Source organism: Citrobacter sp. S-77, from assembly GCF_963864895.1.
Lineage (GTDB): Bacteria > Pseudomonadota > Gammaproteobacteria > Enterobacterales > Enterobacteriaceae > Citrobacter > Citrobacter murliniae.
Genome location: NZ_CAWLWU010000002.1, coordinates 4,993,664 through 5,018,609, shown reverse-complemented (window position 1 = coordinate 5,018,609; position 24,946 = coordinate 4,993,664). Strand labels below are relative to the sequence as shown.

The window sequence follows — 24,946 nt, the reverse complement described above, 5'->3', positions numbered from 1 at the left end:
CTGCCAGGATATGCCGCTAGTATAACGGATGAAGTAAAACAGTCAGGCAATAACAGAGTGTCAAATTTTGGGCAAAAAAAACCCCCACATCATGTGGGGGAAGACAGGGATGGTGTCTATGGCAAGGAAAACAGGGTTACTACTGGGAACGTGAGTTGCTACTACTCAATAAATTCAACGATGAGCTTTTTTGCCATTGCGCCATGTCGCGCAGTTGCTCCATTCGTTGTTCATGTTTCTCATTTAAAACCGCTTGCTGCTCGGGCGTTAACAGGCGATACATCTGGTTGCGAACCTTGGCTATTTCAACCTGGCGGGCAACCTGCTCTTGTGCCATTTTTTCTGCCTGAGCGCGCACAGCGCTTTCATCAAATTTCTCTGCGGTGACAAGGCGATGCATTGTCTCCATTTCGCTAACATTAACAGGAGGCTGCTCATGTCTTGCCTGCTGCATTAAATCTCGCATCTGTTGGCGTTGATGTTCGGTTAAACTGATACCGTCGAACATGTGGCTCTGCGCATTACGTTGCGAGCCGCTTTCTCCCAGGTGCCAGTGATCGCCTGTGACGACTTCAGCTGCATGGCTTAAAGTGCTGAGTGCCAGCGTTGAGGCCATGACGGCAGCGGTAACTTTGCCCATCACTTGCTCCCAAAATCTTTTCTGTCGCGATTCAACGAGAGACAGTTTACGATTCGGGCTGCAAACATGCGTCAGGGGGTGTAAAACAACGTAAAGTCATAGATTAGCGCCGCCTGATGACGTAATTTCTGCCTCGGAGGTACGTAAACAATGAATAAAATCCTGTTAGTTGATGATGACCGAGAGCTGACATCCCTGTTAAAGGAGTTGCTCGAAATGGAAGGTTTCGATGTGCTGGTTGCCCATGACGGGGAGCAGGCACTTGAGCTTCTGGATGACAGCATCGATTTACTTTTGCTCGATGTCATGATGCCGAAGAAAAACGGCATTGATACGTTGAAAGCGCTTCGCCAGACACACCAGACACCCGTAATCATGCTGACCGCACGCGGCAGCGAATTGGATCGCGTACTCGGCCTTGAGCTGGGCGCGGACGACTATTTACCGAAACCGTTTAACGACCGTGAACTGGTCGCGCGCATCCGCGCTATTCTGCGCCGCTCACACTGGAGCGAACAGCAGCAGAACAGCGACAACGGTTCGCCGACGCTGGAAGTGGATGCGTTAAGCCTCAACCCAGGCCGCCAGGAAGCCAGCTTCGATGGACAAACCCTGGAGTTAACTGGCACCGAATTCACCCTGCTCTATTTGCTGGCACAGCATCTCGGTCAGGTGGTTTCTCGTGAACATTTAAGCCAGGAAGTGCTGGGCAAACGTCTGACACCGTTCGACCGTGCTATCGATATGCATATCTCTAACCTGCGTCGTAAGCTGCCAGAGCGTAAAGACGGACACCCGTGGTTTAAAACCCTGCGCGGTCGCGGCTACCTGATGGTCTCCGCTTCATGATAGGGAGCTTAACCGCACGCATCTTTGCCATCTTCTGGTTGACGCTGGCACTGGTGTTGATGTTGGTACTGATGTTACCCAAGCTCGACTCACGCCAGATGACCGAGCTACTGGACAGCGAACAGCGCCAGGGGTTGATGATCGAGCAACACGTTGAAGCTGAACTCGCGAACGATCCACCCAATGATTTGATGTGGTGGCGTCGCCTGTTCCGTGCAATAGACAAGTGGGCACCGCCGGGACAACGTTTATTGCTTGTTACGACGGAAGGACGCGTGATCGGTGCAGAACGCAACGAAATGCAGATCATTCGTAACTTTATTGGTCAGGCGGATAACGCCGACCACCCACAAAAGAAAAAGTACGGTCGCGTTGAGATGGTCGGGCCTTTCTCTGTCAGAGATGGCGAAGATAACTACCAACTGTATCTCATTCGACCTGCCAGCAGTTCACAATCAGACTTTATCAACCTGCTGTTTGACCGACCGCTGTTACTGCTGATCGTCACCATGCTGGTCAGTTCCCCGCTGTTGCTCTGGCTTGCCTGGAGCCTGGCGAAACCGGCACGTAAGCTGAAAAATGCGGCGGATGAAGTGGCACAGGGTAACCTGCGTCAGCATCCGGAACTGGAAGCAGGTCCGCAGGAATTTCTTGCAGCAGGCGCCAGTTTTAACCAGATGGTGACCGCTCTGGAACGGATGATGACCAGCCAACAACGGCTGTTGTCGGACATCTCCCACGAGTTGAGAACGCCGCTGACGCGCCTGCAACTGGGTACCGCACTGCTACGCCGTCGTAGCGGTGAGAGCAAAGAGCTGGAACGTATTGAAACGGAAGCACACCGACTGGACAGCATGATCAACGATTTACTGGTCATGTCGCGTAATCAACAGAAAAACGCACTGGTCAGTGAAACCGTGAAAGCAAACCAGTTGTGGGGCGAAGTGCTGGACAACGCCGCCTTTGAAGCTGAGCAGATGGGTAAATCGTTAACGGTAAACTTCCCGCCAGGGCCGTGGCCGCTGTACGGTAACCCGAATGCGCTGGAAAGTGCGCTGGAGAACATTGTTCGCAACGCCCTGCGTTACTCGCACACCAAGATTGAAGTGGGCTTCGCGGTGGATAAAGACGGGATTACCATCACCGTAGACGATGATGGCCCGGGGGTGAGTCCCGAAGACAGAGAACAGATTTTCCGTCCGTTCTATCGTACCGATGAAGCGCGTGACCGCGAATCCGGCGGTACCGGTCTGGGTCTGGCGATCGTTGAAACCGCCATTCAGCAACACCGTGGCTGGGTGAAGGCAGAAGACAGCCCGCTGGGTGGTCTGCGTCTGGTTCTCTGGCTGCCGCTGTATAAACGCTCGTAATTAAACCTGTTGTGCCGGGCGGCGACTTCGCCTTACCCGGTCTACGTTTCTGCTGGGGGGAATTATTTCCCCCACAATCTCCGCGAATTGTCTTCGATTTTGCCGCTTAAACGGCGTTTCTGCATCGTTCTGGTCCAGCTTTTCGATAACCCCGCAGCCGACAGCAAACGGTGGTACTGCTCATCATCGAACGGCATATGCCAGGCAATAGCAATTGCCTCCTGCACGCTGACGTCGCTGACACGTGAAGCCAGAATCAAGGGGGCATCCGCCGACACCATCCCTGGCGCGATAACGCTGTACAGCCAGCCGGTTTTGCCTGCGTTTTGCATCTGGCTGGCCATATCACTGATGCCAAAATGGTAGTTAAGCTTAAAACACGGCGAGCGCGGCTGCGTGACCTGAATCAGTGCCTCTCCCCAATGGAAGATATCACCGATATAAACATTCTCTTCCGTCATTCCTTCAGTTGAGAGGTTCTCACCAAAGGCGGGGGCAATAAATAACTCTGACTGTTCGGGGAATTCTTGTCTCCAGTGCAGATAGTGTTCACGCGGATAGTGGCACAGCGCGCGGTCCGGTCCACCGTGAATTTTCGTTTCCGCCTGCTCATCGCCTGCCAGACCCAGTTCAGTCAATATCAGCTCGCCATCGACCTGAACTTTCGCAATCGCGCTGGGACGGCTTCCTATGTAGTCCCGAATCTTGCCTGTAAAAACATCAACCGGATATCGCATCTGTTCCCTCTCCCGATAAATTTCCCCCATTACACCATATTTATTTTACCCCAGTCGCTCAAAATGAGAGCACGGTTCACATGAAAATTAGGTACACATGCTATCAATGTAAACTGGTTTTGAAACATCATTTCAATTAAGGAGTCAACAACGTGACTGGTCAATCGCAATTTGCTGGCGTCTGGTGTCCGTCCATTACGCCGATGGACAATGATGGCAAGATCGATCTCAACGGTCTGAGTCAGCATCTCAAACGCCTTACCGAGGCAAAGATCGACGTTATTTTACTGATGGGCAGCATTGGGGAATTTGCCTCCTTTACGCTGGAAGAGAGACTGTTGCTGATCCGTGAGGCCCGGGCCATGAGCTCGCTGAAGATGGTCGCAAATGTCTCATCCACATGCCAAAATGATGTTCTGCTGATGGCGCAAGAAGCGTTTCACTCAGGATATGATGCCGTCATGATCCTGCCACCTTACTACTACGGACAAACATCGAAACAGTTGCTGAGCTACTTCCGCCAGCTAGGACAGAAGCTCAGTGGAAAATGGTTTGCCTATAACTTCCCGGCACGTACCGGCTGTGATTTAACGCCTGAACTGGTTGCCACACTCGCCGCTGAGTTCCCGAACTTCGCCGGTATTAAAGACACCGTGGACTGCCAGTCGCATACCCGCAGCATGATTCAGACAACCCGCGCCGTGCGGGAAGATTTTGCTGTGCTCTCCGGCTACGACGAATACTACATTCCTAACCTGCTGGCAGGTGGCGCAGGGATTATCTCAGGGTTGAACAACGTCATGCCGGAACTGTTTGTCAGCGCGCGCGAGGCATTTAAGCAGGGCGACCTGGCGGCGCTACGCGACATTCAGGATAAGATTGGCACGTATATGTCCATCTACGCGATTGGCGAGGATTTTGTCACCACCATTAAAACTGTAGTGTCACGTAAGTATGGTTATTGCTCAGGGGTTTCACGTAATGCAGGTGGGGAACTGAACGAGAGTGAGTGTCGGACAATTGACGAGGTCTTTGTCCTTTAGTTTTGCACCTGATGCCCGGTAGCGCGAACGCTTACCGGGCCTACATTGGCTGGATAAGCGCAGCGCTATCCGGTAAAAAATATTTACTTCACCGTGCCGCGAATATCAATTTCCGCCGCTCTGGCTTTAGCTCTTTTCGACCAGATAGAAGTGATAATCGGCACAAGAATTGATGTCACAATCACCGAGGTTGCCACCAGAGAAGTCGCTGCCGGAGCCATTGGTTTAAACGCTGGAACCATTTCGGCAATCAGCACCGGCGTGGCAACTGCCGCACCTGCAGAGCTGGAAGCCGCAATCCCCGCCGTACCATCCCCGCCGCCAATCAGTTTATCGGCGATAATCAATGGGATACCGGTGACGATAATCACCGCTACGCCCAGCAGTATACCCAGCACGCCGGTCTGAGCAATCACGCTCAAATCAATGGTGTTACCCAATGCGAAGGCAAAGAAAGGTATCAGCGTTTGCACCGCTTTACTGAAGAACTCGCGAAGCTCAGGGTCCAGATTTCCCAGTGCAAAACCAATCAGGAACGGCAACACCGCACCGACAAACACATGCGGTTCAAACGAAGCAATCCCCGCAGTTCCCAGAATGACCATGGTCATGAGCGGGCCGGACTCCAGTGACATCAGGACAAACGCCCCAGCCTCTTCCTTGGTGCCGTATTGCTGCATGATCGAGGCATACAGCCCGCCGTTGGTCATATCCATTGCAGCCACCAGCGCCAGCGTGGACAACCCGGCAAAGAACCCCACCTCCACTCCATGTTCTGGAAGAATGCGCGAAGCGATCGCCGCCACTACCCATGCCACCAGAATCTTGGTTATTACTAACGTGCCAGATTTACGCAGTACGGTTCCGGTGGCGCTTAGCTTAATCGACGCCCCCATGCAAAAGAACCAGACAGCCAGAATCGGCACTGTGCCAGTGATCATACCGTTGGTGAATGAGCCGAAGTATTTTCCGGCGCCGGGTGAAAAGGTGTGACATAACGCGCCCAGAAATAGCGGCACCAGCATCATACCGCCTGGGATTTTCTCTATCGTACGTTTGATATGCATTTCCATCACCTGTAGACATAAAAATGGGGCATTTTTATGGGCGATTGCATCTTGCTTATGAGATGCGCCCGTCTTGATGGAAAGAAGATAGACACTCAGAGGACAGATAAAAGTGATCCTAATCGCACAATAAAACATTGTTTCAATTTAAATGATTCAATGTTCCCATGTTGATTTTGATCACAAAAAAGCCCCCACAAGCATGACTTGTAAGGGCTGTATCAGGTCATCAGATTCCGGCCTGATAATCGTAACGCTATCAGGTTTCAGGCATCATCAAACTTATTTTTTCGCCGCAAAACGCGCTGCAGCTTCGTCCCAGTTCACCACGTTCCAGAACTCTTTGATGTAGTCCGGGCGACGGTTCTGGAATTTCAGGTAGTAAGCGTGTTCCCATACGTCCAGACCCACGATCGGGAAGCCAGAAGCACCAGAGATAGCTTCGCCCATCAGCGGGGAATCCTGGTTAGCAGTGGAAACAACAGCCAGCTTGTCACCTTTCAGAACCAGCCACGCCCAGCCAGAACCGAAACGGGTTGCTGCCGCTTTTTCAAATTCAGCTTTGAAGTTATCAACAGAGCCAAAGTCGCGCTCAATAGCGGCTTTCAGATCGCCCTGCAGCGTGGTACCGGTTTTCAGGCCTTTCCAGAACAGGCTGTGGTTAGCGTGACCGCCAGCGTTGTTACGCAGTACGGTTTTCTTATCCGCAGGCAGTTGATCCAGTTTGGTGATCAGCTCTTCAGCAGACAGGTTGGCGAATTCAGGCAGGCTTTCCAGCGCAGCGTTAGCGTTGTTTACATAGGCCTGGTGGTGTTTGGTATGGTGAATTTCCATCGTCTGCTTATCAAAGTGCGGTTCAAGGGCATCATAAGCGTACGGCAGGGATGGCAGTGTATAACTCATAATCATCTCCAGTATTGTCGGGCGGCCAGTGTTAACGCCGCGTAAGCAGTTGAGTCATTATAGTTAATTAAATGATATTGAAAATGATTATCAATGCCGTACTTTTTACATGGCTATTATGAGATGAAAATGTGAGCATTAGCGGAATAATCAGGCGAATTTTGCCAACACGCAGAGAAAACAGGCAACGACATAAAGGACACGGGAGACAAAGCAAGAGATAGTCTCTGGATTATCTCACGAGGAAATATTGCTATGTCTGTCAACATCGCCCTTTTCGGTATCGGCCTCGACACATACTGGCCCCAGTTTACTGGCCTGGAGTCACGACTTCAGGGCTATCTGCAAACAATTGACGAGCGTCTGACGGCGCAACAAGCCACCGTAATTAATGGCGGCCTGATCGATAACGTCGACAAAGCCGACGCCCTTATCAGGCGGTTGCAGCAGCAGCCTGTCGATGCTGTCTGCCTGTACATCAGCACCTATGCCCTCAGCGCAACGGTACTGCCTTTGGTGCAAAGCATCAACAAGCCGGTCATTATTCTGGCCTTACAGCCAGAGCCTGGCCTGCCCTATTCGACGATCCGTCAAATCCCGGATCGGGGCGGGCGTACCGGAGAATGGCTGGCGCACTGCCAGGCCTGTAGCGCGCCCGAACTGGCAAACGTGTTTAACCGCGCGAATATCCGCTTTCAACTGATTGTGGGTGCATTACAGGGCGATGAGTACGTCTGGCAACAAACTGCGCAGTGGCTACAGGCCCTGAACGTACGCCAGATGCTGTCAAACTGTCAGGTCGGCGTACTCGGACACTATTATGACGGTATGGTGGACGTTTACAGCAATATGACGAATTTATCCGCCAGATTGGGCGTACGTTTTAAGCCGCTGGAAATGTGTGAGCTGGCGGAATATCGCGAGCAGGTCAGCGAGACGGACCTCTGCGCTAAACGGCAAGAGACGAACCGCGTGCTACAGGTGGAAGCAGCCTGTGAACCCGCTGAACTTGACCGCGCGCTCACCACGGCCTGCGCCATGGATAAACTTATTGCCCGGAATACCCTTGGCGCACTGGCCTATTACTACGAAGGTCGAAGCGGTAATGCTTACGAAAATATCATCACCTCAATCATCCTCGGTAACACGCTGCTCACCCACCGCGGTATTCCCGTGGCAGGAGAATATGAAATCAAAAACGTGCTGGCAATGAAAATCCAGCAGCTCCTGGGAGCCGGAGGTTCGTTCTCTGAACCCTATGGAATTGAATTTAATGACAATGTTGTACTGTGGGGGCATGACGGCCCGGCACATCCGCTGATGGCGGACGGCCCGGTTAACCTGGTACCGCTGCCGGTTTATCATGGTAAACCCGGTAAAGGTGTATCTATCCAGATGACCGTAAAACCCGGCCCGGTAACCTTTCTTTCGGTTGTTGAAGATGCCGAAAACGGCGTGCGTTTGCAGTATGCCGAAGGTGAAGCTGTGGCGGGCGAAGTACTGGATATCGGCAACACCAACAGCCGCTATCGTTTCCCTTTATCGGCTCGCGAATTCACAACGCAGTGGTGCCTGGGCGGTCCAGCCCACCATTGCAGCATTGGCCTTGGTCATCATGGCGACGTGCTGGATAAACTCGCCTGGCTGCTGGGCATTCAGGCAGTAAAAATCTGCTAACCCGCGACATTTCCGCCCTTCTCAAAAAAGAGGGGCGGAAGATCAATTTGTGATCAACATCCCTATCATCCCCTGAATTTTGCCAGCATTGCCAATCCTGCGGCAGCATGCTGAAGGTTAATTCATTGCTCACTCTTTAGACTTTCGATCATCAAAACGGGAGATTTTTATCCAGCCAGATCGATAATTTAAAAGGAAACAGAATGGGTAACGCAATTACGATGGGGATATTCTGGCATCTTATTGGTGCCGCAAGTGCCGCTTGTTTCTACGCCCCTTTTAAAAAGGTACAACACTGGACCTGGGAAACCATGTGGTCCATAGGCGGTTTTGTTTCATGGCTAATCCTTCCCTGGCTCGTCAGTTCGATCCTGCTACCGGACTTCTGGGCCTATTACCGTTCTTTCAGCGCTTCCACACTGCTGCCGATATTTTTATTTGGCGCGATGTGGGGGATCGGTAACATTAACTATGGTCTGACCATGCGCTACCTCGGCATGTCGATGGGAATCGGGATCGCCATCGGTATTACGCTGATTGTCGGCACCTTAATGACGCCTATCATTGCCGGTAAATTTGATGTGCTCGTCGGCACACCCGGTGGCCGTATGACCCTGTTCGGTGTGCTGGTCGCCCTGATCGGCGTAGCGATTGTCACCCGCGCCGGGCAGCTAAAAGAGCGCAAGATGGGCATCAAAGCGGAAGAGTTCAACCTGAAAAAAGGTCTGATACTGGCGGTGATGTGCGGCTTTTTCTCCGCCGGGATGTCCTTTGCAATGGATGCGGCAAAACCGATGCACGAAGCCGCTGCCGCACTCGGGATCGATCCGCTGTATGTTGCCCTGCCAAGCTACGTGGTGATCATGGGCGGCGGTGCGGTAATCAACCTCGGCTACTGCTTCATTCGTCTGGCAAAAATGAAAAACTTGTCGATAAAAGCCGACTTCTCGTTAGCAAAACCGCTGATTATCAGCAATATCCTGTTTTCGGCGCTCGCCGGGCTGATGTGGTATCTCCAGTTCTTCTTTTACGCCTGGGGCCATGCCAAAATTCCGGCGCAGTATGACTACATGAGCTGGATGCTGCACATGAGTTTCTACGTCCTGTGCGGCGGTATTGTAGGCCTGATTATGAAAGAGTGGAGCAATGCGGGCCGACATCCGGTCAGCGTGCTAAGCCTCGGCTGCGTGGTGATTATCGTCGCGGCCAATATTGTCGGTATGGGAATGGCAAGCTAATCGTTTTGATTACCGAGATGACGCCACTGGCTGGGCGTCATCCCGGTTTCCCGTGTGAACACCACCGAAAAATAGTTACTATCCTCAAAGCCACAGCGCATAGAAATTTCACTGATCATCAACCGACTATGCTGAAGCAGATACTGAGCATGGCAAATTCGCACTTGCCGGAGGTACTGGTTGATGGTCATTCCTGTCTGGTTACGAAACTGCTGGCGCAAAACACGTTCGCTGCACTGCTCACGGTCGCAAAATTTGTCCAGTTCAAAGGCGTGTTCATGGCTCCCGGCCAGAGCGGTGATCAGTTTATCCAGCAGCGTTTCGCTTGATGTTGCCGGAAGCGTGTCCGTGGCATAACGATGCCGTTTCAGGATCATCACCAGTTGTCCAAATAACAGCTCTGCCAGGTCAAAAGCCTGCGGGTCGCGTTGATGGCTCTCATGCTCAAGCTGGCTAATGACCTGCCGGGCTTGGGTCATCCCGGCGCTGCCCAGTCGCCAGTGCGGCTGTCCCGCCGAGTCATTAAATCCTGGGATCGCGCTTTCCCAGCCCAGATTCAACGTCAGCCGTTCCGGGCAGTAGATAATATTCTGCAAAACGAGGTCGTTAACTGAGGTGTAGGAGTGTTTATCTTCAGCACGAATATAAAAAAGATCGCCACGGGTGATGCGGTACGGGCGATCGTTGAGAACATGCAGGCCATTGCCTCGCCAGACCATAACCAGTTCGCAAAACTCATGGGTGTGCTCAGCAAAGACGTTTTGCGGATAGCGATCGGCAACGGCGACCGCCTGCCGGGCATTGGCAAAAAAGTCTGACTTTAGAAGAATTAACCGCTCAGTCACCGTACCACCTCGATGCTTTGTTGCCTGATGGCGATACGCTTATCAGGCCGACACTGCGCCCTTGTAAGCCGGATAAGACGAAACTGTCATCCGGCGTTAAGGAACGTGATTATCTGAGAACTGGCGGCAAAAAACGTTGATAGCATTCGCGTTACTGGAGGCTGCTTCCCGCAGTGCGGTCACGTCCCTGGCGAATATCGCGTGGCGACCAGTCGAACTCCCGGCGAAACAGCGTCGAAAAGTGGTTACTGTCGCCAAAACCACAGCGATAAGCGATGTCCGTAACACTATCATCGCTGTGGCGTAATAAATGCCGGGCCTTAATGAGCCGCAGACGATTAAGATAGCGCTGTGGCGTCAATCCGGTTTGCTGTTTAAGCTGGCGGTGCATAGTGCGTAAAGAGAGCGAAAACTTTTCGGCTACCGCTTCCCAGCACACCTCATCGGCAAAGTGATCTTCCAGCCACGCCATCAGCTGATTAAGCCGCGCATCATTATCTGTAGCCACTTCCATCAGGCTACTTTTGCGTAACAACACCAGCAGTTGCATAAACAGGATCTCGCGATTTGCCGCCGACGGCGTGTCCATCTCATCACCGAGTTTTTCCATCTGCCCCACCAGCAAACGAACCTGTTGCAACACGCCCTGATTTACCCGCCAGTGGGACGGATACTGACCGTTCAGTTCCTGGGGCAAAAGCTGATTCAGTCCGGCCAGAAACTGAAACGCATCCGGGGAACGATACAGAATATTTGTCAGACACAGGTTGTCAGTATGTTCATATAAGTGTCTGTCATGATCGCGGACAAAACAGACTGTTCCGCCGCTGATGGTGTAGGGCTGTCCGTTGAACACATGGATACCTGTCCCATGCTCAACCACCACAATTTCATGAAAATCATGGTGATGCTCAGGGAATGCTGACTGAGGAAGCCGCGGTTCAATCGTGAGGGTTGCTTTACCTGTCGGAAAAAAATCCACGCAATGCAGTACGGTCATGATGACATCCTTCCCGATCAAATGAACATGGCTGAATAGTAATTAAGGGTTACCACCCTCACCTTAAATTTTTGACGCCAAAGCGCGTAAACAGAGTTAATTCTTCAAGAAATAGTGGGAAAAAACGGGAATTGCGGAAGGGGTCACACCAGGCAAAATCACCTCCATTACCAGGAATTGTGAACACCATCACGTTCACCTTTGCCAGGCTGCCAGCCGCTTATTGAGGCTGTCACTAACAAGAAGGTACACCTTTCCGGGAGTTCTTAGACTGAGCGTAATAAAACTCAGAAGGACCTCGCTATGACTCTTCGCCATTGTGTCGCTGTCGATCTCGGCGCATCCAGTGGACGCGTAATGCTGGCGCGTTACGACAGTGAACACCGCACCCTGACGCTGCGTGAAATCCATCGCTTCGTTAACTGTCTGCAAAAAACAGACGGTTTCGACACCTGGGACATCGACAGCCTGGAAAACGACATTCGCCTTGGTCTGAAGAAAGTCTGCGATGAAGGCATTCGGATAGACAGCATCGGAATTGATACCTGGGGCGTGGATTACGTTCTGATCGGCAAAAACGGTCAGCGTGTCGGACTCCCCGTCTCTTATCGCGACAGCCGCACAACGGGCGTTATGGCACATGCCATGGCGCAGCTTGGCAAAAGCGAGATCTATCGCCGTAGCGGTATTCAGTTTCTCCCCTTCAACACCTTGTATCAGCTCCGTGCCCTGACAGAACAACAGCCAGAACGGGTCTCCCAGGTGGCCCATGCCTTGCTGATCCCCGATTACTTCAGCTATCGCCTGACCGGTGAACTGAATTGGGAATACACCAACGCCACAACCACCCAGTTAGTCAATATCAACACCGACGACTGGGATGACACTCTGCTGGCCTGGACCGGTGCAGCAAAATCCTGGTTCGGTCGTCCCACACATCCGGGGAACGTTATCGGCAACTGGATTTGCCCGCAGAAAAATCAAATCCCTGTGGTTGCCGTCGCCAGCCACGACACTGCCAGTGCGGTGATCGCGTCACCGCTGGCCGATCAAAACAGTGCGTATCTCTCTTCAGGCACCTGGTCACTGATGGGGTTTGAGAGCAGAACACCGTATACCAACGATACGGCGCTGGCAGCCAATATCACTAACGAAGGCGGCGCGGAAGGACGCTACCGCGTGCTGAAAAATATCATGGGGCTGTGGCTGCTCCAGCGCGTGTTAAAAGAACGGAACATCACCGACCTGACGGCGCTTATCGCCCAAACGCAAGCCTTACCGGCCTGCCGTTCCCTGATAAACCCTAACGACGACCGCTTTATCAATCCTGACGATATGTGCGCGGAAATTCAGGCGGCATGCCGCGAAGCAGGCCAGGCCGTTCCCACGCAAGACGCTGAACTGGCTCGCTGCATTTTCGACAGCCTGGCATTGCTGTACGCCGACGTCCTGCAGGAACTGGCGGACCTTCGGGGTGAGGCATTCAGCCAATTACATATTGTCGGTGGCGGCTGCCAGAACGCGTTACTCAACCAACTTTGCGCTGATGCTTGCGGTATCCGAGTCATGTCCGGGCCAATTGAAGCCTCTACCCTCGGCAATATTGGCGTTCAACTGATGACGCTGGACGAGCTGAACAACGTCGATGATTTCCGCCAGCTAGTGATAGCCAACTATGACCTGACGACCTTCATTCCAAATCCTGAAAGTGAAATTGCCCGCTACCAGGCGCAGTTTCAATCAATACGACAGACAAAGGAGCTTTGCGCATGACCACTCAACTTGAACAAGCCTGGGAACTGGCAAAACTACGTTTTGCAGCGGTAGGTATCGATGTCGAAGAGGCATTACGCCAGCTCGATCGCCTGCCAGTCTCTATGCACTGCTGGCAGGGCGATGATGTCGCTGGATTCGAAAACCCGGAAGGTTCGCTCACGGGCGGTATTCAGGCTACCGGCAACTATCCGGGCAAAGCGCGTAATGCCGTCGAACTACGCGCCGATCTGGAGCAGGCGCTGAGCCTGATCCCTGGTCCAAAACGTCTGAACCTGCATGCTATCTATCTGGAATCCGATACGCCAGTTGCCCGTGACCAAATCAAACCCGAACACTTTAAAAACTGGGTTGAATGGGCGAAAGCAAACCAGTTAGGCCTGGACTTCAACCCATCCTGTTTCTCTCACCCGCTGAGTGCCGACGGCTTCACGCTGGCACATGCTGACGACAGCATCCGTCAGTTCTGGATTGACCACTGCAAAGCCAGCCGCCGCATTTCGGCCTATTTCGGCGAGCAATTGGGAACACCATCGGTGATGAACATCTGGATCCCGGATGGCATGAAAGACATTACCGTCGACCGTTTGGCTCCGCGTCAGCGCCTGCTGGAAGCGCTGGATGATGTCATCAGCGAAAAACTCGATCCGGCGCATCACATCGATGCCGTGGAGAGCAAACTGTTTGGCATCGGCGCAGAAAGCTACACCGTCGGCTCCAACGAGTTCTACATGGGCTATGCCACCAGCCGCCAGACTGCGCTGTGCCTGGATGCGGGTCACTTCCACCCGACTGAAGTCATTTCCGACAAGATCTCCGCTGCCATGCTGTACGTACCTCGCCTGCTGCTGCACGTCAGCCGTCCGGTACGTTGGGACAGCGACCACGTGGTGTTGCTGGATGATGAAACCCAGGCGATTGCCAGCGAGATCGTCCGCCACAACCTGTTCAACCGTGTACACATTGGTCTCGACTTCTTCGATGCCTCAATCAACCGCATCGCAGCTTGGGTTATTGGCACCCGCAATATGAAAAAAGCCCTGTTGCGTGCGCTGTTAGAGCCGACTGAACAGCTTCGTCAGCTCGAAGCCAGTGGTGACTACACCGCACGTCTGGCCCTGCTGGAAGAGCAGAAATCTCTGCCGTGGCAGGCGGTCTGGGAGATGTATTGCCAGCGTCATGACGCTCCGGCAGGCAGCCAGTGGCTGGACAGTGTCCGCGCCTATGAAAAAGAGATTCTGAGTAAACGTAAATAACCCTGATTGCCGGATGGCGCTGCGCTGATCCGGCCTACGGAAACGACATACATCGTAGGCCCGATAAGGCGTAATCCGCCATCGGGCAACAAAACAGACAGGAACACCAAACATGCAGAACATAACCACATCCTGGTTCGTTCAGGGAATGATCAAAGCCACTTCTGATGCCTGGCTGAAAGGCTGGGATGAGCGCAACGGAGGCAACCTGACGCTGCGCCTGGATGAAGCGGATATTGCGCCCTTTACCGCCGATTTCCACAAAGAACCACGTTATATCGCGCTGAGTCAGCCGATGCCGCTGCTGGCGAACACGCCTTTTATCGTCACCGGCTCCGGCAAATTCTTCCGCAACGTCCAGCTCGATCCGGCAGCAAATTTGGGCGTAGTGAAAATCGACAGCGACGGTGCGGGCTATCACATTCTTTGGGGGCTGACCCACGAAGCCGTTCCAACTTCCGAACTGCCAGCTCACTTTCTTTCCCACTGTGAGCGCATTAAAGCCACCCACGGTAAAGATCGGGTGATCATGCACTGCCACGCGACCAACCTGATTGCCCTGACCTACGTGCTGGAAAACACCACCGCGCTGATCACCCGCAAACTGTGGGAAGGCAGCACCGAGTGCCTGGTAGTGTTCCCGGATGGCGTCGGCATTCTGCCGTGGATGGTGCCTGGCACCGATGAAATCGGGCAGGCCACCGCGCAGGAAATGCAAAAGCACTCACTGGTACTGTGGCCGTTCCACGGCGTGTTCGGCAGCGGCCCTACACTCGACGAAGCGTTCGGTTTGATAGATACCGCAGAGAAATCTGCTGAAGTTTTAGTCAAAATTTATTCGATGGGCGGTATGAAGCAAACCATCACGCGTGAAGAGCTGATTGCTCTCGGCAAACGTTTCGGCGTCACCCCGCTTGCCAGCGCATTAGAGCTGTACTGATACCTCCCACCGTAGGCCTGATAAGGCGCGCCAGCGTCGTCATCAGGTAATAACACAATGCCGGATGGCAGTTCGCTTTATCCGGCCTACAGGACATTACTTTTAAGGAGAATATTCATGAGCTTTATGTTGGCACTTCCTAAAATCAGTCTTCACGGCGCAGGGGCAATTGGCGACATGGTTAATCTGGTCGCTAACAAGCAATGGGGTAAAGCGCTGATCGTTACCGATGGTCAACTGGTCAAGCTGGGCCTGCTGGATAGCCTGTTTGCCGCGCTTGATACGCATAAAATGTCGTATCACTTGTTCGACGAGGTGTTCCCTAACCCAACAGAAGAACTGGTGCAGAAAGGCTTTGCGGCGTATCAGGACGCACAGTGTGATTACATTATCGCTTTCGGCGGCGGCAGCCCAATCGATACCGCCAAAGCGGTGAAAATTCTGACCGCAAACCCTGGTCCGTCTACCGCGTATTCCGGGGTGGGCAAAGTGAAAAATGCGGGCGTACCGCTGGTCGCAATTAACACCACCGCAGGCACAGCGGCAGAAATGACCAGTAATGCGGTGATCATCGATTCCGCGCGCAAGGTCAAAGAGGTCATTATCGATCCGAACATTATTCCTGATATCGCCGTGGATGACGCCAGCGTCATGCTGGAAATTCCGGCCTCTGTCACCGCGGCCACCGGTATGGACGCCCTGACTCATGCGATTGAAGCCTATGTTTCCATCGGCGCGCATCCACTGACCGACGCCAACGCGCTGGAAGCCATTCGCCTGATCAACCTGTGGCTGCCAAAAGCGGTTGACGATGGTCATAACCTCGAAGCGCGTGAACAAATGGCGTTTGGCCAGTACCTGGCGGGCATGGCGTTCAACAGCGCCGGCCTCGGGCTGGTGCATGCGCTGGCACATCAGCCGGGCGCAACGCATAACCTGCCGCACGGCGTTTGCAACGCCATCCTGCTGCCCGTTATCGAAAACTTTAACCGCCCGAACGCCGTGGCTCGCTTTGCTCGCGTAGCGCAGGCAATGGGTGTCGATACCCGAGGGATGAGCGATGAGACCGCAAGCATGGAAGCCATCAACGCTATCCGCGCGTTAAGCAAACGTGTCGGTATTCCTGCTGGGTTTAGTTCGCTTGGCGTCACCAAAGAGGATATCGAAGGCTGGCTGGACAAAGCACTGGCCGATCCGTGTGCACCATGTAATCCGCGCACCGCCAGCCGCGACGAAGTCCGCGAGCTGTATCTGGAGGCGTTATGATCCGCAAAGCCTTTGTGATGCAGGTGAATGCTGATGCACATGAAGAGTATCAGCGTCGTCATAATCCCATCTGGCCGGAACTGGAAGCCGTACTGAAAGCCCACGGCGCACATCACTATGCCATTTATCTCGACCAGGAACGCAATTTACTGTTCGCCACCGTTGAGATTGAGTCCGAAGAGCGCTGGAATGCGGTAGCCAGTACCGACGTTTGTCAGCGCTGGTGGAAGCATATGCGTGACGTAATGCCTGCCAATCCGGACAACAGCCCGGTAAGTGCAGAGCTAAAAGAAGTGTTTTACCTGGAGTGATGTGTACATCGGATGGTGCTTGCGCTTGACCGGCCTACGGCGAATACAGTCCACAGGCCGGATAAGGGTGCAAGCACCATCATCCGGCACAACGTCATTTTGAGATCAGTTCTGCTCTGCCACCAGAATTGCCTGCGTGTCAGGCTCCAGCGCTTTAAAGATATGTTCCTGATCAGCGGGGTAACAAATGTAGTCCCCTTCTGCCAACTCCTCGGGGGCTTCGGTCAGTCCCACCAGCGCCTTGCCCTGCGTCACAATAATGTGCTCGACCGATCCCGGCGGATGCGGGTGAGAAATACGATCTGCTCCCGGTTGTGTCAGCAGCAAATAGATATCCCTTCTTGCACCCGGTGGACAGGCTGCCAGTAAAATCGCCTGATAATGAGCCTGCTCAGCTACCACTTTTGTCCCTTCGCCGCGACGTATCACCTGGGTTTTTTGCTCCAAAGGCTCCAGCAGCCGTGCGAAGGGAATATCCAGCGCCACACACAGCGACCACAGCGTTTCCAGGCTAGGATTTCCATTGCCCGCTTCCAGTTGCGAAAGCGTGGATTTTGCAATCCCCGCGCGTCGAGCAATCTCTGCCAGTGACAGACCGGTACGCTGACGTTCGCGCACCAGGCTTTTCGCAATCATACTGATGGGTTGGGTCATACATGACTCCATGTTTTTTATATCGAACGAATCGTTCGACTTGTAAAGCAAATCTGTTACGTTCATTATAATGGAAATTCGTTCGATATAGCCAAAACAGTATGAAACATTATTTTTCCAGTCTTAAAGGCGACACGATAAAAGCGATACTTTTAGTGTGTCTGGCGGTCGGTGTGGTAGGGATGTCTTACGGCTCACTGGCAATGGCTTACGGATTTCCACTTTGGGTACCGTTTGTACTCTCCATTACTGTGCTGGCTGGCGCATCCGAATTTATGTTTATCGGCATTGTCGCCAGCGGGGGTAACCCGCTGGCCGCAGCGGCAGCCGGGCTGCTGGTTAACGCCCGTCACGTCCCGTTTGGCGTTACGGTGCGCGATCTGGTGGGAACACGTGCCGCCAGTTTCCTCGGCTGCCATATCATGAACGATGAAAGCGTGGTGTTTGGCCTGTCGCAAAAAACACCGGAGCAGCGTAAAGCGGCCTACTGGCTGTGCGGTTTGGGCGTCGCCATTATCTGGCCATTGGGCACGCTGCTTGGGGCGATGGTTGGCAAGCTATTGCCAGCACCAGAAACCATCGGTCTGGACGCCGTATTTCCCGCCATTCTGCTGGCCTTAGTTGTTCCGGCATTTAAAAACCGTACCACACTGGTCCGCGCCTGTAGCGGTGCTGCGCTGTCGCTCGCCGCCGTACCTTTTGCCCCGGTGGGACTGCCGGTGTTGCTCTCACTGTTTGGCCTACTGACGAGGAAAAAATAATGGGCAACATGACGCTGTTTATCGTCGGTATCGCTATCCTGTCTCTGGGAACGTATCTAATGCGTTTAGGGGGAGCAAAACTGGGTAGCCGCCTGGCGTTCTCCGAGCGTTCCCAGGCGCTGCTTTCAGATGCTGCAACGGTATTACTGTTCTCCGTCGCACTGGCAACCACCTTTTATGAAGGCGAACATTTTGCCGGTATGGCGCGCCTGCTGGGTGTTGGCTTCGCCGTATTTCTCGCCTGGCGTAAGATGCCACTAATTGTGGTGATTATTGCCGCGGCGGTCGTGACAGCACTGTTGAGAATGGCAGGAATAAATTGATTCCCCCTTTAACCTGATGACGACAAATTCATCAGGTTAATTTTCCATATGATTATGTGTAGCACCCCGCAAAAACAGTACCCGACTCAGCGGTGTATTGTCACATTTCCCCGACATATTGCCGCTCATCTCTTCACCGTCCCACCGTTAAAATCAAATCAAACAGGTTTTAATGGAGTCTTACCATGGCAGCCCTCACCGCAAACTGTCTTGATCTGAATATTCAGGGCAATAGCGTTTATTCCATTCTAAAGCAGTTCGCAAATATGGCATTTAAGAACGGCTATATCACCGATCGCCCCCTGTTCCTGCAAACGCTGCTGCTACGAGAAAAATTGCATTCCACCGGATTTGGATCGGGTATCGCTGTTCCCCACGGCAAAAGCACCTGCGTGAAGCAGCCCTTCGTTCTGTTTGCGCGTAAATCCGAAAGCGTGGACTGGAAAGCCAGCGACAGTGAGGACGTCAACTGCTGGATATGCCTCGGTGTACCGCAAACCGGCGAAGACTCTCAGGTCCAAATCATCGGCACCCTGTGCCGAAAAATTATCCATCAGGATTTTATCAACCAACTGAAACAGGGCAACGCTGAACAGGTTCTTGCCTTGCTAAATCAGACCTTAACTTCATAAGGAAGCGGCTATGGAGTCATCCTTACGTTTAGTGGCGATCACCAACTGTCCTGCGGGAATCGCCCACACCTACATGGTGGCAGAAGCGCTGGAACAGAAAGCGCAGTCACTTGGCCATACGATTAAAGTCGAAACTCAAGGCTCAAGCGGCGTCGAAAACCGCCTGACCAGCGAAGAAATAGCCGCTGCGGACTACGTGATTCTGGCAACGGGACGCGGATTAAGCGCCGAAGATCGGGTTCGGTTCTCCGGGAAGAAAGTGTATGAGATCGCTATTTCCCAGGCGCTGAAAAATATCGATCAGATATTCACGCAACTTCCTTCACATTCGCAGCTGTTTACAACAGATAGCGGCATGAAATTAGGTAAACAGGATGTTCAGCAAGGCAGTGTGATGAGTCATCTGATGGCGGGAGTTTCCGCCGCGCTGCCGTTTGTTATTGGCGGCGGTATTCTGGTTGCGCTCGCCAATATGCTGGTGCAGCTCGGTTTACCGTATACCGATATGTCGAAAGGTGCGCCGTCGTTTACCTGGGTAGTCGAGTCTATCGGCTATCTCGGCTTCACCTTTATGATCCCGATTATGGGCGCATACATCGCATGGTCGATTGCTGATAAACCCGCTTTCGCTCCGGCATTTCTGGTTTGCTATCTGGCGAACGATAAAGGATTGCTGGGCACCCAGTCTGGTGCGGGTTTTCTCGGCGCGGTGGTGCTGGGACTGGCGGTCGGCTATTTCGTGCTGTGGTTTCGCAAAGTACGCCTCGGCAAAGCGCTCCAGCCGCTGCTCGGCTCAATGTTGATCCCATTCGTGACTCTGCTGGTGTTTGGGGTATTGACCTGGTATGTCATTGGCCCGGTGATGTCCGACATCATGAGCGGATTACTGCACTTCCTGAACACTATTCCCCCATCAATGAAAATGGGTGCAGCCTTTCTTGTCGGAGCGATGCTGGCATTCGACATGGGCGGACCAATCAACAAAACTGCATGGTTCTTCTGCTTCTCACTCCTGGAAAAACAGATCTACGACTGGTACGCCATCGTCGGTGTAGTGGCACTGATGCCCCCCGTCGCAGCGGGTATCGCTACATATCTGGCGCCTAAACTGTTTACTCAACAGGAGAAGGCCGCCGCCAGTAGTGCGATTGTGGTAGGCGCAACGGTTGCGACTGAACCCGCAATCCCTTACGCGCTGGCCGCACCGTTACCGATGATCACTGCCAATACGCTCTCTGGCGGTATTACTGGCATGCTGGTAATCGCCTTCGGAATCAAACGGCTGGCGCCGGGATTAGGTATCTTTGATCCGCTGATCGGCCTGATGTCGCCGGTTGGGTCGTTTTATCTGGTGCTGGCAATCGGCCTGGCACTGAACATTGCGTTAATCATCATCCTTAAAGGACTGTGGCTCAAACGGAAAGCTAAGGCCGCGCAGCAGGAGCTTGCACATGAACAATGAATTACTTCAGCAGTTATGCGAGGCCAGTGCCGTCAGCGGCGATGAGCAGGAAGTGCGCACCATCCTCATCAATTCGCTAGAGTCCTGCGTGGATGAAATTACCTTTGACGGTCTGGGTAGTTTTGTCGCCCGCAAAGGACATCGGGGACCGAAAGTTGCAATCGTCGGCCATATGGATGAAGTCGGTTTTATGGTGACGCATATCGACGCTAGCGGTTTTCTGCGTTTTACCACTATTGGTGGCTGGTGGAACCAGTCGATGCTCAACCATCGGGTAACCATTCGCACCCGCGAAGGATGTAAAATTCCTGGCCTCATTGGCTCCGTAGCACCCCATGCTTTAACGGAAAAGCAGAAACAACAACCACTGAACTTTGACGAAATGTTCATTGATATTGGTGCGAAAAGTCGTGAGCAGGTGGAAAAACGGGGCATCGCCGTCGGTGATTTCATCAGCCCGGAGGCGAATTTCGCTCGTTGGGGTGAAGATAAAATAGTGGGTAAAGCGCTGGATAATCGCGTCGGTTGCGCTCTGATGGCGGAGCTGTTGCAGACGGTGGATAACCCTGAAATTACCCTGTACGGCGTCGGCAGCGTGGAGGAAGAAGTTGGGCTGCGCGGAGCGCAAACCTCAGCCGAGCACATTAAACCTGACGTGGTGATCGTGCTCGATACCGCCGTCGCGGGCGACGTGCCGGGAATCGACAGCATCAAATACCCGCTGAAACTGGGTGATGGGCCAGGCCTGATGCTGTTTGATAAACGCTATTTCCCTAACCAGAAGTTGGTCGCCGCGTTAAAAGAGAGCGCGGAAAGCAGTGGTGCCCCGTTGCAATTTTGCACCATGAAAACCGGCGCAACGGACGGCGGTCGTTACAACGTGATGGGCGGCGGTCGCCCCGTCGCGGCATTGTGCCTGCCCACCCGCTATCTGCACGCCAACAGCGGCATGATTTCTGCAACAGACTATGACGCCCTGTTTACGCTGGTGCGAGAACTGTTGTGTTCACTGACTGCAGAGAAGGTCGAAGAGTTTACCCACTTTCGCCAGGATATCGATACACGAACTCGTTCGGGTTACATCAAAGCGGCAAATGAATGAATCCACAGGAGCGTACAGGTAGTACGTAACCGGGGTGAATGAATACGGCCAACGCAGAAGCAGCCTGAAAGAGGAAATGTATATGTTGAACGACCGCCAGTTAAAGATCGTGGACATTCTGGAACAGCAGGCCAGCCCGCTTAGCGAGCTGGCACGACAAACTGGCGTTTCGGGCAGAACCATCCTGCGTGATATTGATTACCTTAATTTTACTCTGAGCGGCAAAGCGCGTATCCAGCCAGGTGGCAGCGCGGGATATCAGTTGGATATTGTTGACAGACGTAGCTACTTCCAGCTTCTGCAACGACATGATAATGATGACCGGTTGCTGGCGTTTCTATTACTGAACACCTTCACGACCCGCCTGCAGCTGGCGTCTGCGTTAAACTTACCCGAGACCTGGGTGGCCGACAGATTACCGCGCCTGAAGCAACGCTATGAGCGCACATTTAGCATTTCCAGCCGTCCGGGCGTGGGGCACTTCATTGATGAGCCGGAAGAAAAACGTATTATTCTGCTGGCGAACTTGTTCAAAAAAGACATGTTCCTGATCCCGCTACCAGGCCTCACACATGACAATATTGAACGGCTCAACGTTGCATGTGAAGGCCTCGATGAACTCCCCCTGATATCAGGTGAATACCTCGCCAGCCTGGTACTGGCGGTCTATGCCTTGCGCAATCAGCTCACCGCCTGCTGGCCCGAATGTCGGCATACGTCACTGAAAAATACCGTGGAACAGAGTGGGATCTACCTGGGAGATAACGCATTCAGAACGCTGAGTGGGTTGCTGGAAATGCAGCAACAGCAAGCCGCGGCGATAACCCCCGGCGCTATAATTTCAGTGCTACAAAAGTTACCGGGCACCACCTCACTCAACATTATCGATAGCCAGTTGGTTGATAACATCACCGGACACTTACTGAGATGTGTTGCAGCACCTGTCTGGATACCTGAACATCGCCAGAGCAGCATGAACAATCTAAAAGCAGTCTGGCCAGCCGCCTTCGATATGAGTTTGCGTTTTATTGCCCTGTTGCGTGAGCAGTTAAATACTCCACTTTTTGATAGTGATCTGACCGGGCTGTATTTTGCCTGCGCACTGGAACGGCATCAAAATGAGCGTCAGCCCATTATGTTGTTATCTGACCAAAATGCGATTGCCACGATTAACCAGCAAGCCATTGAACGGGATGTATTAAATTGCCGGGTAATCATTGCGCGTACGCCTGGCGAACTGAATGCAATTTTCCAGGAAGTAAAACCGTTACTGATCATCAATAACAGCCATTATTTACTTGATGATTCAGTAAAAAATGTCATCACTATTAAAAGCATCATTACCTCGGCAGGAACAGAGCAGATCAAAAACTTTCTTGCCACGGCCTTTATTCGCCAGCAGCCGGAGCGTTTTTTTTCAGCTGCGGGTAGCTTTCATTATCCGAATACACCGGACGAAAGCTGGCGGAGCATTATTGTGAAAATTTGCGCACAGCTCGTGACGCAAGAACATATGACTGATGATGAAGCGCGGCATATCTGCGCTCGTGAGAGCGAAGGTGAAAATCTGATTGTCAACCGGCTGGCGATCCCCCATTGCTGGAGTGAGCAGGAACGCCGCTTTCGCGGTTTTTTTATTACTCTCACCCATTCGGTGCAGGTTAACAACGAACCGGTCAGCCATGTCCTTATCGCATGTGCCGCCGCCGACGCACGGCATGAATTAAAAATCTTCAGTTATCTGGCCAGCGTGCTGTACCGCCATCCAGCCGAAGACATTATCGAATTAACTGGCTATGAAGCATTTATCTCGCTACTAAAAGAGTAACCACAGAAATGAAAAAAGCGCCCTGAGGCGCTCTTTCAACAATGGTCTGCAATATTATTTCAGCAGTTCAGCGGTCATATGCACGCGGTTACCGGTGTATGCCTGAGTAATTTTATAATCGCTGGCACCTGCACGTTCAGCCTGTGCAGCGATTTTTGCTTCAGCGCTGTCCAGTGTAGAACCGGTTGCAGTAACTGATTGAGCAGCGAAAGAACCGAATGAAGTAGCGAGAGCGATAACTGCGACAAAAGTTTTGATGCTTTTCATGATATGAACCCTTTAACTTAGTTGTTTGAATAAGGCACCGTGCCTTGATGTGATAAATAATAGCCTTCACATCACACAACTAAAAGCGGAAGGATTTGCCAGTCTTGTTCAATTTTTTTGAATTTATATTATTCAGCAATCAGACGCTGTGGGTGCGTATAAATTGTCGCCCTACCCGGTTTGCAAAAACCCACCAGCGTCAGGTTACAACGTTCGGCAACTTCAACGGCGAGCGTCGTAGCCGCAGAAACAGCGAACAGGATCTCAACACCACACATCGCTGACTTCTGCACCATCTCATAGCTGGCACGACTGGAAACTAATACCGCCCCCTGCTGCCAACTTTCCCCTTCGATTGCGCGCCGCCCCAGTAATTTATCCAGTGCAACATGGCGGCCAACATCTTCATGCCCGCCCGCCAGAATCCCCGACGGCTGTACCCAGGCCGCCGCATGCGTGCAGCCAGTACGTTGACCTACGGGCTGGAAATCATTCAGATGCGTTAATGCGCGATCGAGGTCCGCCAGATCAAATGTCTGCGTAAACGGCAGAGGCTGGACCGGCTTACCAATGTCATTGAGTTGTTCCACGCCGCAAACGCCGCAGCCAGTGCGACCTGCCAGTGCGCGACGACGCTCCTTCAACCCCATAAAACGGCGGCTGGAGAGTTCAACCTGCACCTCAAGTCCGTTACAGGAAGGAACCACTTCCATCCCGAAGATATCCTGCGGGCTCTCAATAATGCCTTCAGAAAGCGAAAAGCCCAGCGCGAAATGCTCAAGATCTTTCGGTGATGCCATCATCACCACGTGTGAAATCCCGTTGTAAACCAGCGCAACAGGCACTTCTTCAGCCACCTCATCCGGCTGAGGATGTTGCAAATCCTCACGTTTCCAGAGGGTCAACTGACGTGATCCCGTAACAGTCGTCACATTTTGGTTGTTTTCTTGAATAATCTTATTCACTTTCTTTTAACCATATTGGAACACACATACCAACATT

Annotated in this window: 25 protein-coding genes; 16 read left to right on the top strand and 9 right to left on the bottom strand. The window is 52.7% G+C overall.

The window, feature by feature from the left end; genetic code table 11:
• Window positions 1–139: 139 nt before the first annotated feature.
• Window positions 140–640, bottom strand: coding sequence for a cell-envelope stress modulator CpxP (cpxP, locus tag AACS05_RS24445; protein WP_045449284.1), 501 nt, complete (start codon window positions 638–640; stop codon window positions 140–142).
• 150 nt (window positions 641–790) lie between these two features.
• Here cpxP and cpxR point away from each other — a divergent pair, with 150 nt between their 5' ends.
• Window positions 791–1,489 carry an envelope stress response regulator transcription factor CpxR gene (gene cpxR / locus AACS05_RS24440; RefSeq protein WP_005121756.1) on the top strand — a complete coding sequence of 233 codons (699 nt, stop codon included), beginning with the start codon at window positions 791–793 and terminating at the stop codon, window positions 1,487–1,489.
• Window positions 1,486–2,859: an envelope stress sensor histidine kinase CpxA gene (gene cpxA / locus AACS05_RS24435; protein ID WP_045449282.1), complete on the top strand. Its 1,374-nt coding sequence runs from the start codon at window positions 1,486–1,488 to the stop codon at window positions 2,857–2,859. The genes cpxR and cpxA overlap by 4 nt, the downstream gene beginning before the upstream one ends.
• Window positions 2,860–2,921: 62 nt before the next feature.
• On the opposite strand, the gene yiiM is transcribed toward cpxA, so the two are convergent.
• Window positions 2,922–3,596, bottom strand: coding sequence for a 6-hydroxyaminopurine reductase (gene yiiM / locus AACS05_RS24430; protein ID WP_045449280.1), 675 nt, complete (start codon window positions 3,594–3,596; stop codon window positions 2,922–2,924).
• Between the two features lie 152 nt (window positions 3,597–3,748).
• Here yiiM and AACS05_RS24425 point away from each other — a divergent pair, with 152 nt between their 5' ends.
• Window positions 3,749–4,639, top strand: coding sequence for a dihydrodipicolinate synthase family protein (locus AACS05_RS24425; protein ID WP_045449278.1), 891 nt, complete (start codon window positions 3,749–3,751; stop codon window positions 4,637–4,639).
• 83 nt (window positions 4,640–4,722) lie between these two features.
• Here AACS05_RS24425 and kdgT read toward each other — a convergent pair whose 3' ends face one another.
• Together kdgT and sodA are read right to left on the bottom strand one after the other, a co-directional pair.
• Window positions 4,723–5,706 carry a 2-keto-3-deoxygluconate transporter gene (kdgT, locus tag AACS05_RS24420; protein WP_045449276.1) on the bottom strand — a complete coding sequence of 328 codons (984 nt, stop codon included), beginning with the start codon at window positions 5,704–5,706 and terminating at the stop codon, window positions 4,723–4,725.
• 282 nt (window positions 5,707–5,988) lie between these two features.
• Complete coding sequence (sodA, locus tag AACS05_RS24415) at window positions 5,989–6,609, bottom strand: superoxide dismutase [Mn] (protein ID WP_045449275.1); 621 nt, start codon at window positions 6,607–6,609, stop codon at window positions 5,989–5,991.
• Between the two features lie 255 nt (window positions 6,610–6,864).
• Between sodA and AACS05_RS24410 the strand changes: the two genes are divergently transcribed.
• A complete protein-coding gene (locus tag AACS05_RS24410) occupies window positions 6,865–8,286 on the top strand; it encodes an L-fucose/L-arabinose isomerase family protein (protein ID WP_045449273.1) in 1,422 nt (473 codons plus the stop codon).
• A 203-nt stretch (window positions 8,287–8,489) separates the two neighbouring features.
• Window positions 8,490–9,524 carry an L-rhamnose/proton symporter RhaT gene (gene rhaT, locus AACS05_RS24405; RefSeq protein WP_045449272.1) on the top strand — a complete coding sequence of 345 codons (1,035 nt, stop codon included), beginning with the start codon at window positions 8,490–8,492 and terminating at the stop codon, window positions 9,522–9,524.
• On the opposite strand, the gene rhaR is transcribed toward rhaT, so the two are convergent.
• Window positions 9,521–10,369 (bottom strand): HTH-type transcriptional activator RhaR, encoded by an 849-nt coding sequence (gene rhaR / locus AACS05_RS24400; RefSeq protein WP_045449271.1) that lies wholly within the window; start codon window positions 10,367–10,369, stop codon window positions 9,521–9,523. The two genes, rhaT and rhaR, sit on opposite strands and share 4 nt — an antisense overlap.
• A gap of 151 nt (window positions 10,370–10,520) precedes the next feature.
• Window positions 10,521–11,369 carry an HTH-type transcriptional activator RhaS gene (gene rhaS / locus AACS05_RS24395; RefSeq protein ID WP_045449270.1) on the bottom strand — a complete coding sequence of 283 codons (849 nt, stop codon included), beginning with the start codon at window positions 11,367–11,369 and terminating at the stop codon, window positions 10,521–10,523.
• A gap of 303 nt (window positions 11,370–11,672) precedes the next feature.
• On the opposite strand from rhaS, the gene rhaB reads away from it, so the two are divergent.
• The 5 genes from rhaB (at window position 11,673) to rhaM (ending at window position 16,915) form a co-directional block, all read left to right on the top strand.
• Entirely contained in the window at window positions 11,673–13,142 is a 1,470-nt protein-coding gene (rhaB, locus tag AACS05_RS24390) for a rhamnulokinase (protein WP_045449269.1), read from the top strand.
• A complete protein-coding gene (gene rhaA, locus AACS05_RS24385; protein ID WP_045449268.1) occupies window positions 13,139–14,398 on the top strand; it encodes an L-rhamnose isomerase in 1,260 nt (419 codons plus the stop codon). The genes rhaB and rhaA overlap by 4 nt, the downstream gene beginning before the upstream one ends.
• Window positions 14,399–14,510: 112 nt before the next feature.
• Window positions 14,511–15,338: a rhamnulose-1-phosphate aldolase gene (gene rhaD, locus AACS05_RS24380; RefSeq protein ID WP_045449266.1), complete on the top strand. Its 828-nt coding sequence runs from the start codon at window positions 14,511–14,513 to the stop codon at window positions 15,336–15,338.
• A 117-nt stretch (window positions 15,339–15,455) separates the two neighbouring features.
• A complete protein-coding gene (gene fucO, locus AACS05_RS24375) occupies window positions 15,456–16,604 on the top strand; it encodes a lactaldehyde reductase (RefSeq protein WP_045449259.1) in 1,149 nt (382 codons plus the stop codon).
• Window positions 16,601–16,915: an L-rhamnose mutarotase gene (gene rhaM / locus AACS05_RS24370; RefSeq protein ID WP_045449257.1), complete on the top strand. Its 315-nt coding sequence runs from the start codon at window positions 16,601–16,603 to the stop codon at window positions 16,913–16,915. The genes fucO and rhaM overlap by 4 nt, the downstream gene beginning before the upstream one ends.
• A gap of 105 nt (window positions 16,916–17,020) precedes the next feature.
• On the opposite strand, the gene AACS05_RS24365 is transcribed toward rhaM, so the two are convergent.
• Window positions 17,021–17,569, bottom strand: coding sequence for a helix-turn-helix domain-containing protein (locus AACS05_RS24365; protein ID WP_045449256.1), 549 nt, complete (start codon window positions 17,567–17,569; stop codon window positions 17,021–17,023).
• 101 nt (window positions 17,570–17,670) lie between these two features.
• On the opposite strand from AACS05_RS24365, the gene AACS05_RS24360 reads away from it, so the two are divergent.
• From AACS05_RS24360 to AACS05_RS24335, 6 genes are all read left to right on the top strand, one after another.
• On the top strand, window positions 17,671–18,330 hold the full coding sequence (locus tag AACS05_RS24360; protein ID WP_045449254.1) for an AzlC family ABC transporter permease: 660 nt from the start codon (window positions 17,671–17,673) through the stop codon (window positions 18,328–18,330).
• Entirely contained in the window at window positions 18,330–18,653 is a 324-nt protein-coding gene (locus AACS05_RS24355) for an AzlD domain-containing protein (RefSeq protein ID WP_045449252.1), read from the top strand. Before AACS05_RS24360 ends, AACS05_RS24355 begins: the two co-directional genes overlap by 1 nt.
• A 185-nt stretch (window positions 18,654–18,838) precedes the next feature.
• Window positions 18,839–19,285, top strand: a complete 447-nt coding sequence (locus AACS05_RS24350) for a PTS fructose transporter subunit IIA (RefSeq protein ID WP_045449250.1) — start codon at window positions 18,839–18,841, stop codon at window positions 19,283–19,285.
• Window positions 19,286–19,295: 10 nt separating this feature from the next.
• Window positions 19,296–20,747, top strand: a complete 1,452-nt coding sequence (locus AACS05_RS24345; protein ID WP_045449249.1) for a PTS fructose-like transporter subunit IIBC — start codon at window positions 19,296–19,298, stop codon at window positions 20,745–20,747.
• Entirely contained in the window at window positions 20,737–21,849 is a 1,113-nt protein-coding gene (locus AACS05_RS24340; RefSeq protein ID WP_045449247.1) for an aminopeptidase, read from the top strand. Before AACS05_RS24345 ends, AACS05_RS24340 begins: the two co-directional genes overlap by 11 nt.
• Before the next feature lie 82 nt (window positions 21,850–21,931).
• The gene (locus tag AACS05_RS24335; RefSeq protein ID WP_045449245.1) at window positions 21,932–23,677 is read left to right on the top strand and encodes a putative frv operon regulatory protein; all 1,746 of its coding nucleotides are present in this window, start codon (window positions 21,932–21,934) and stop codon (window positions 23,675–23,677) included.
• A gap of 54 nt (window positions 23,678–23,731) precedes the next feature.
• Here the strand turns inward: AACS05_RS24335 and AACS05_RS24330 are convergent, their stop codons facing one another.
• On the bottom strand, window positions 23,732–23,944 hold the full coding sequence (locus tag AACS05_RS24330) for a YdgH/BhsA/McbA-like domain containing protein (RefSeq protein WP_045449244.1): 213 nt from the start codon (window positions 23,942–23,944) through the stop codon (window positions 23,732–23,734).
• Between the two features lie 128 nt (window positions 23,945–24,072).
• Window positions 24,073–24,909 (bottom strand): formate dehydrogenase accessory sulfurtransferase FdhD, encoded by an 837-nt coding sequence (gene fdhD / locus AACS05_RS24325; RefSeq protein WP_045449242.1) that lies wholly within the window; start codon window positions 24,907–24,909, stop codon window positions 24,073–24,075.
• Window positions 24,910–24,946: the final 37 nt, after the last annotated feature.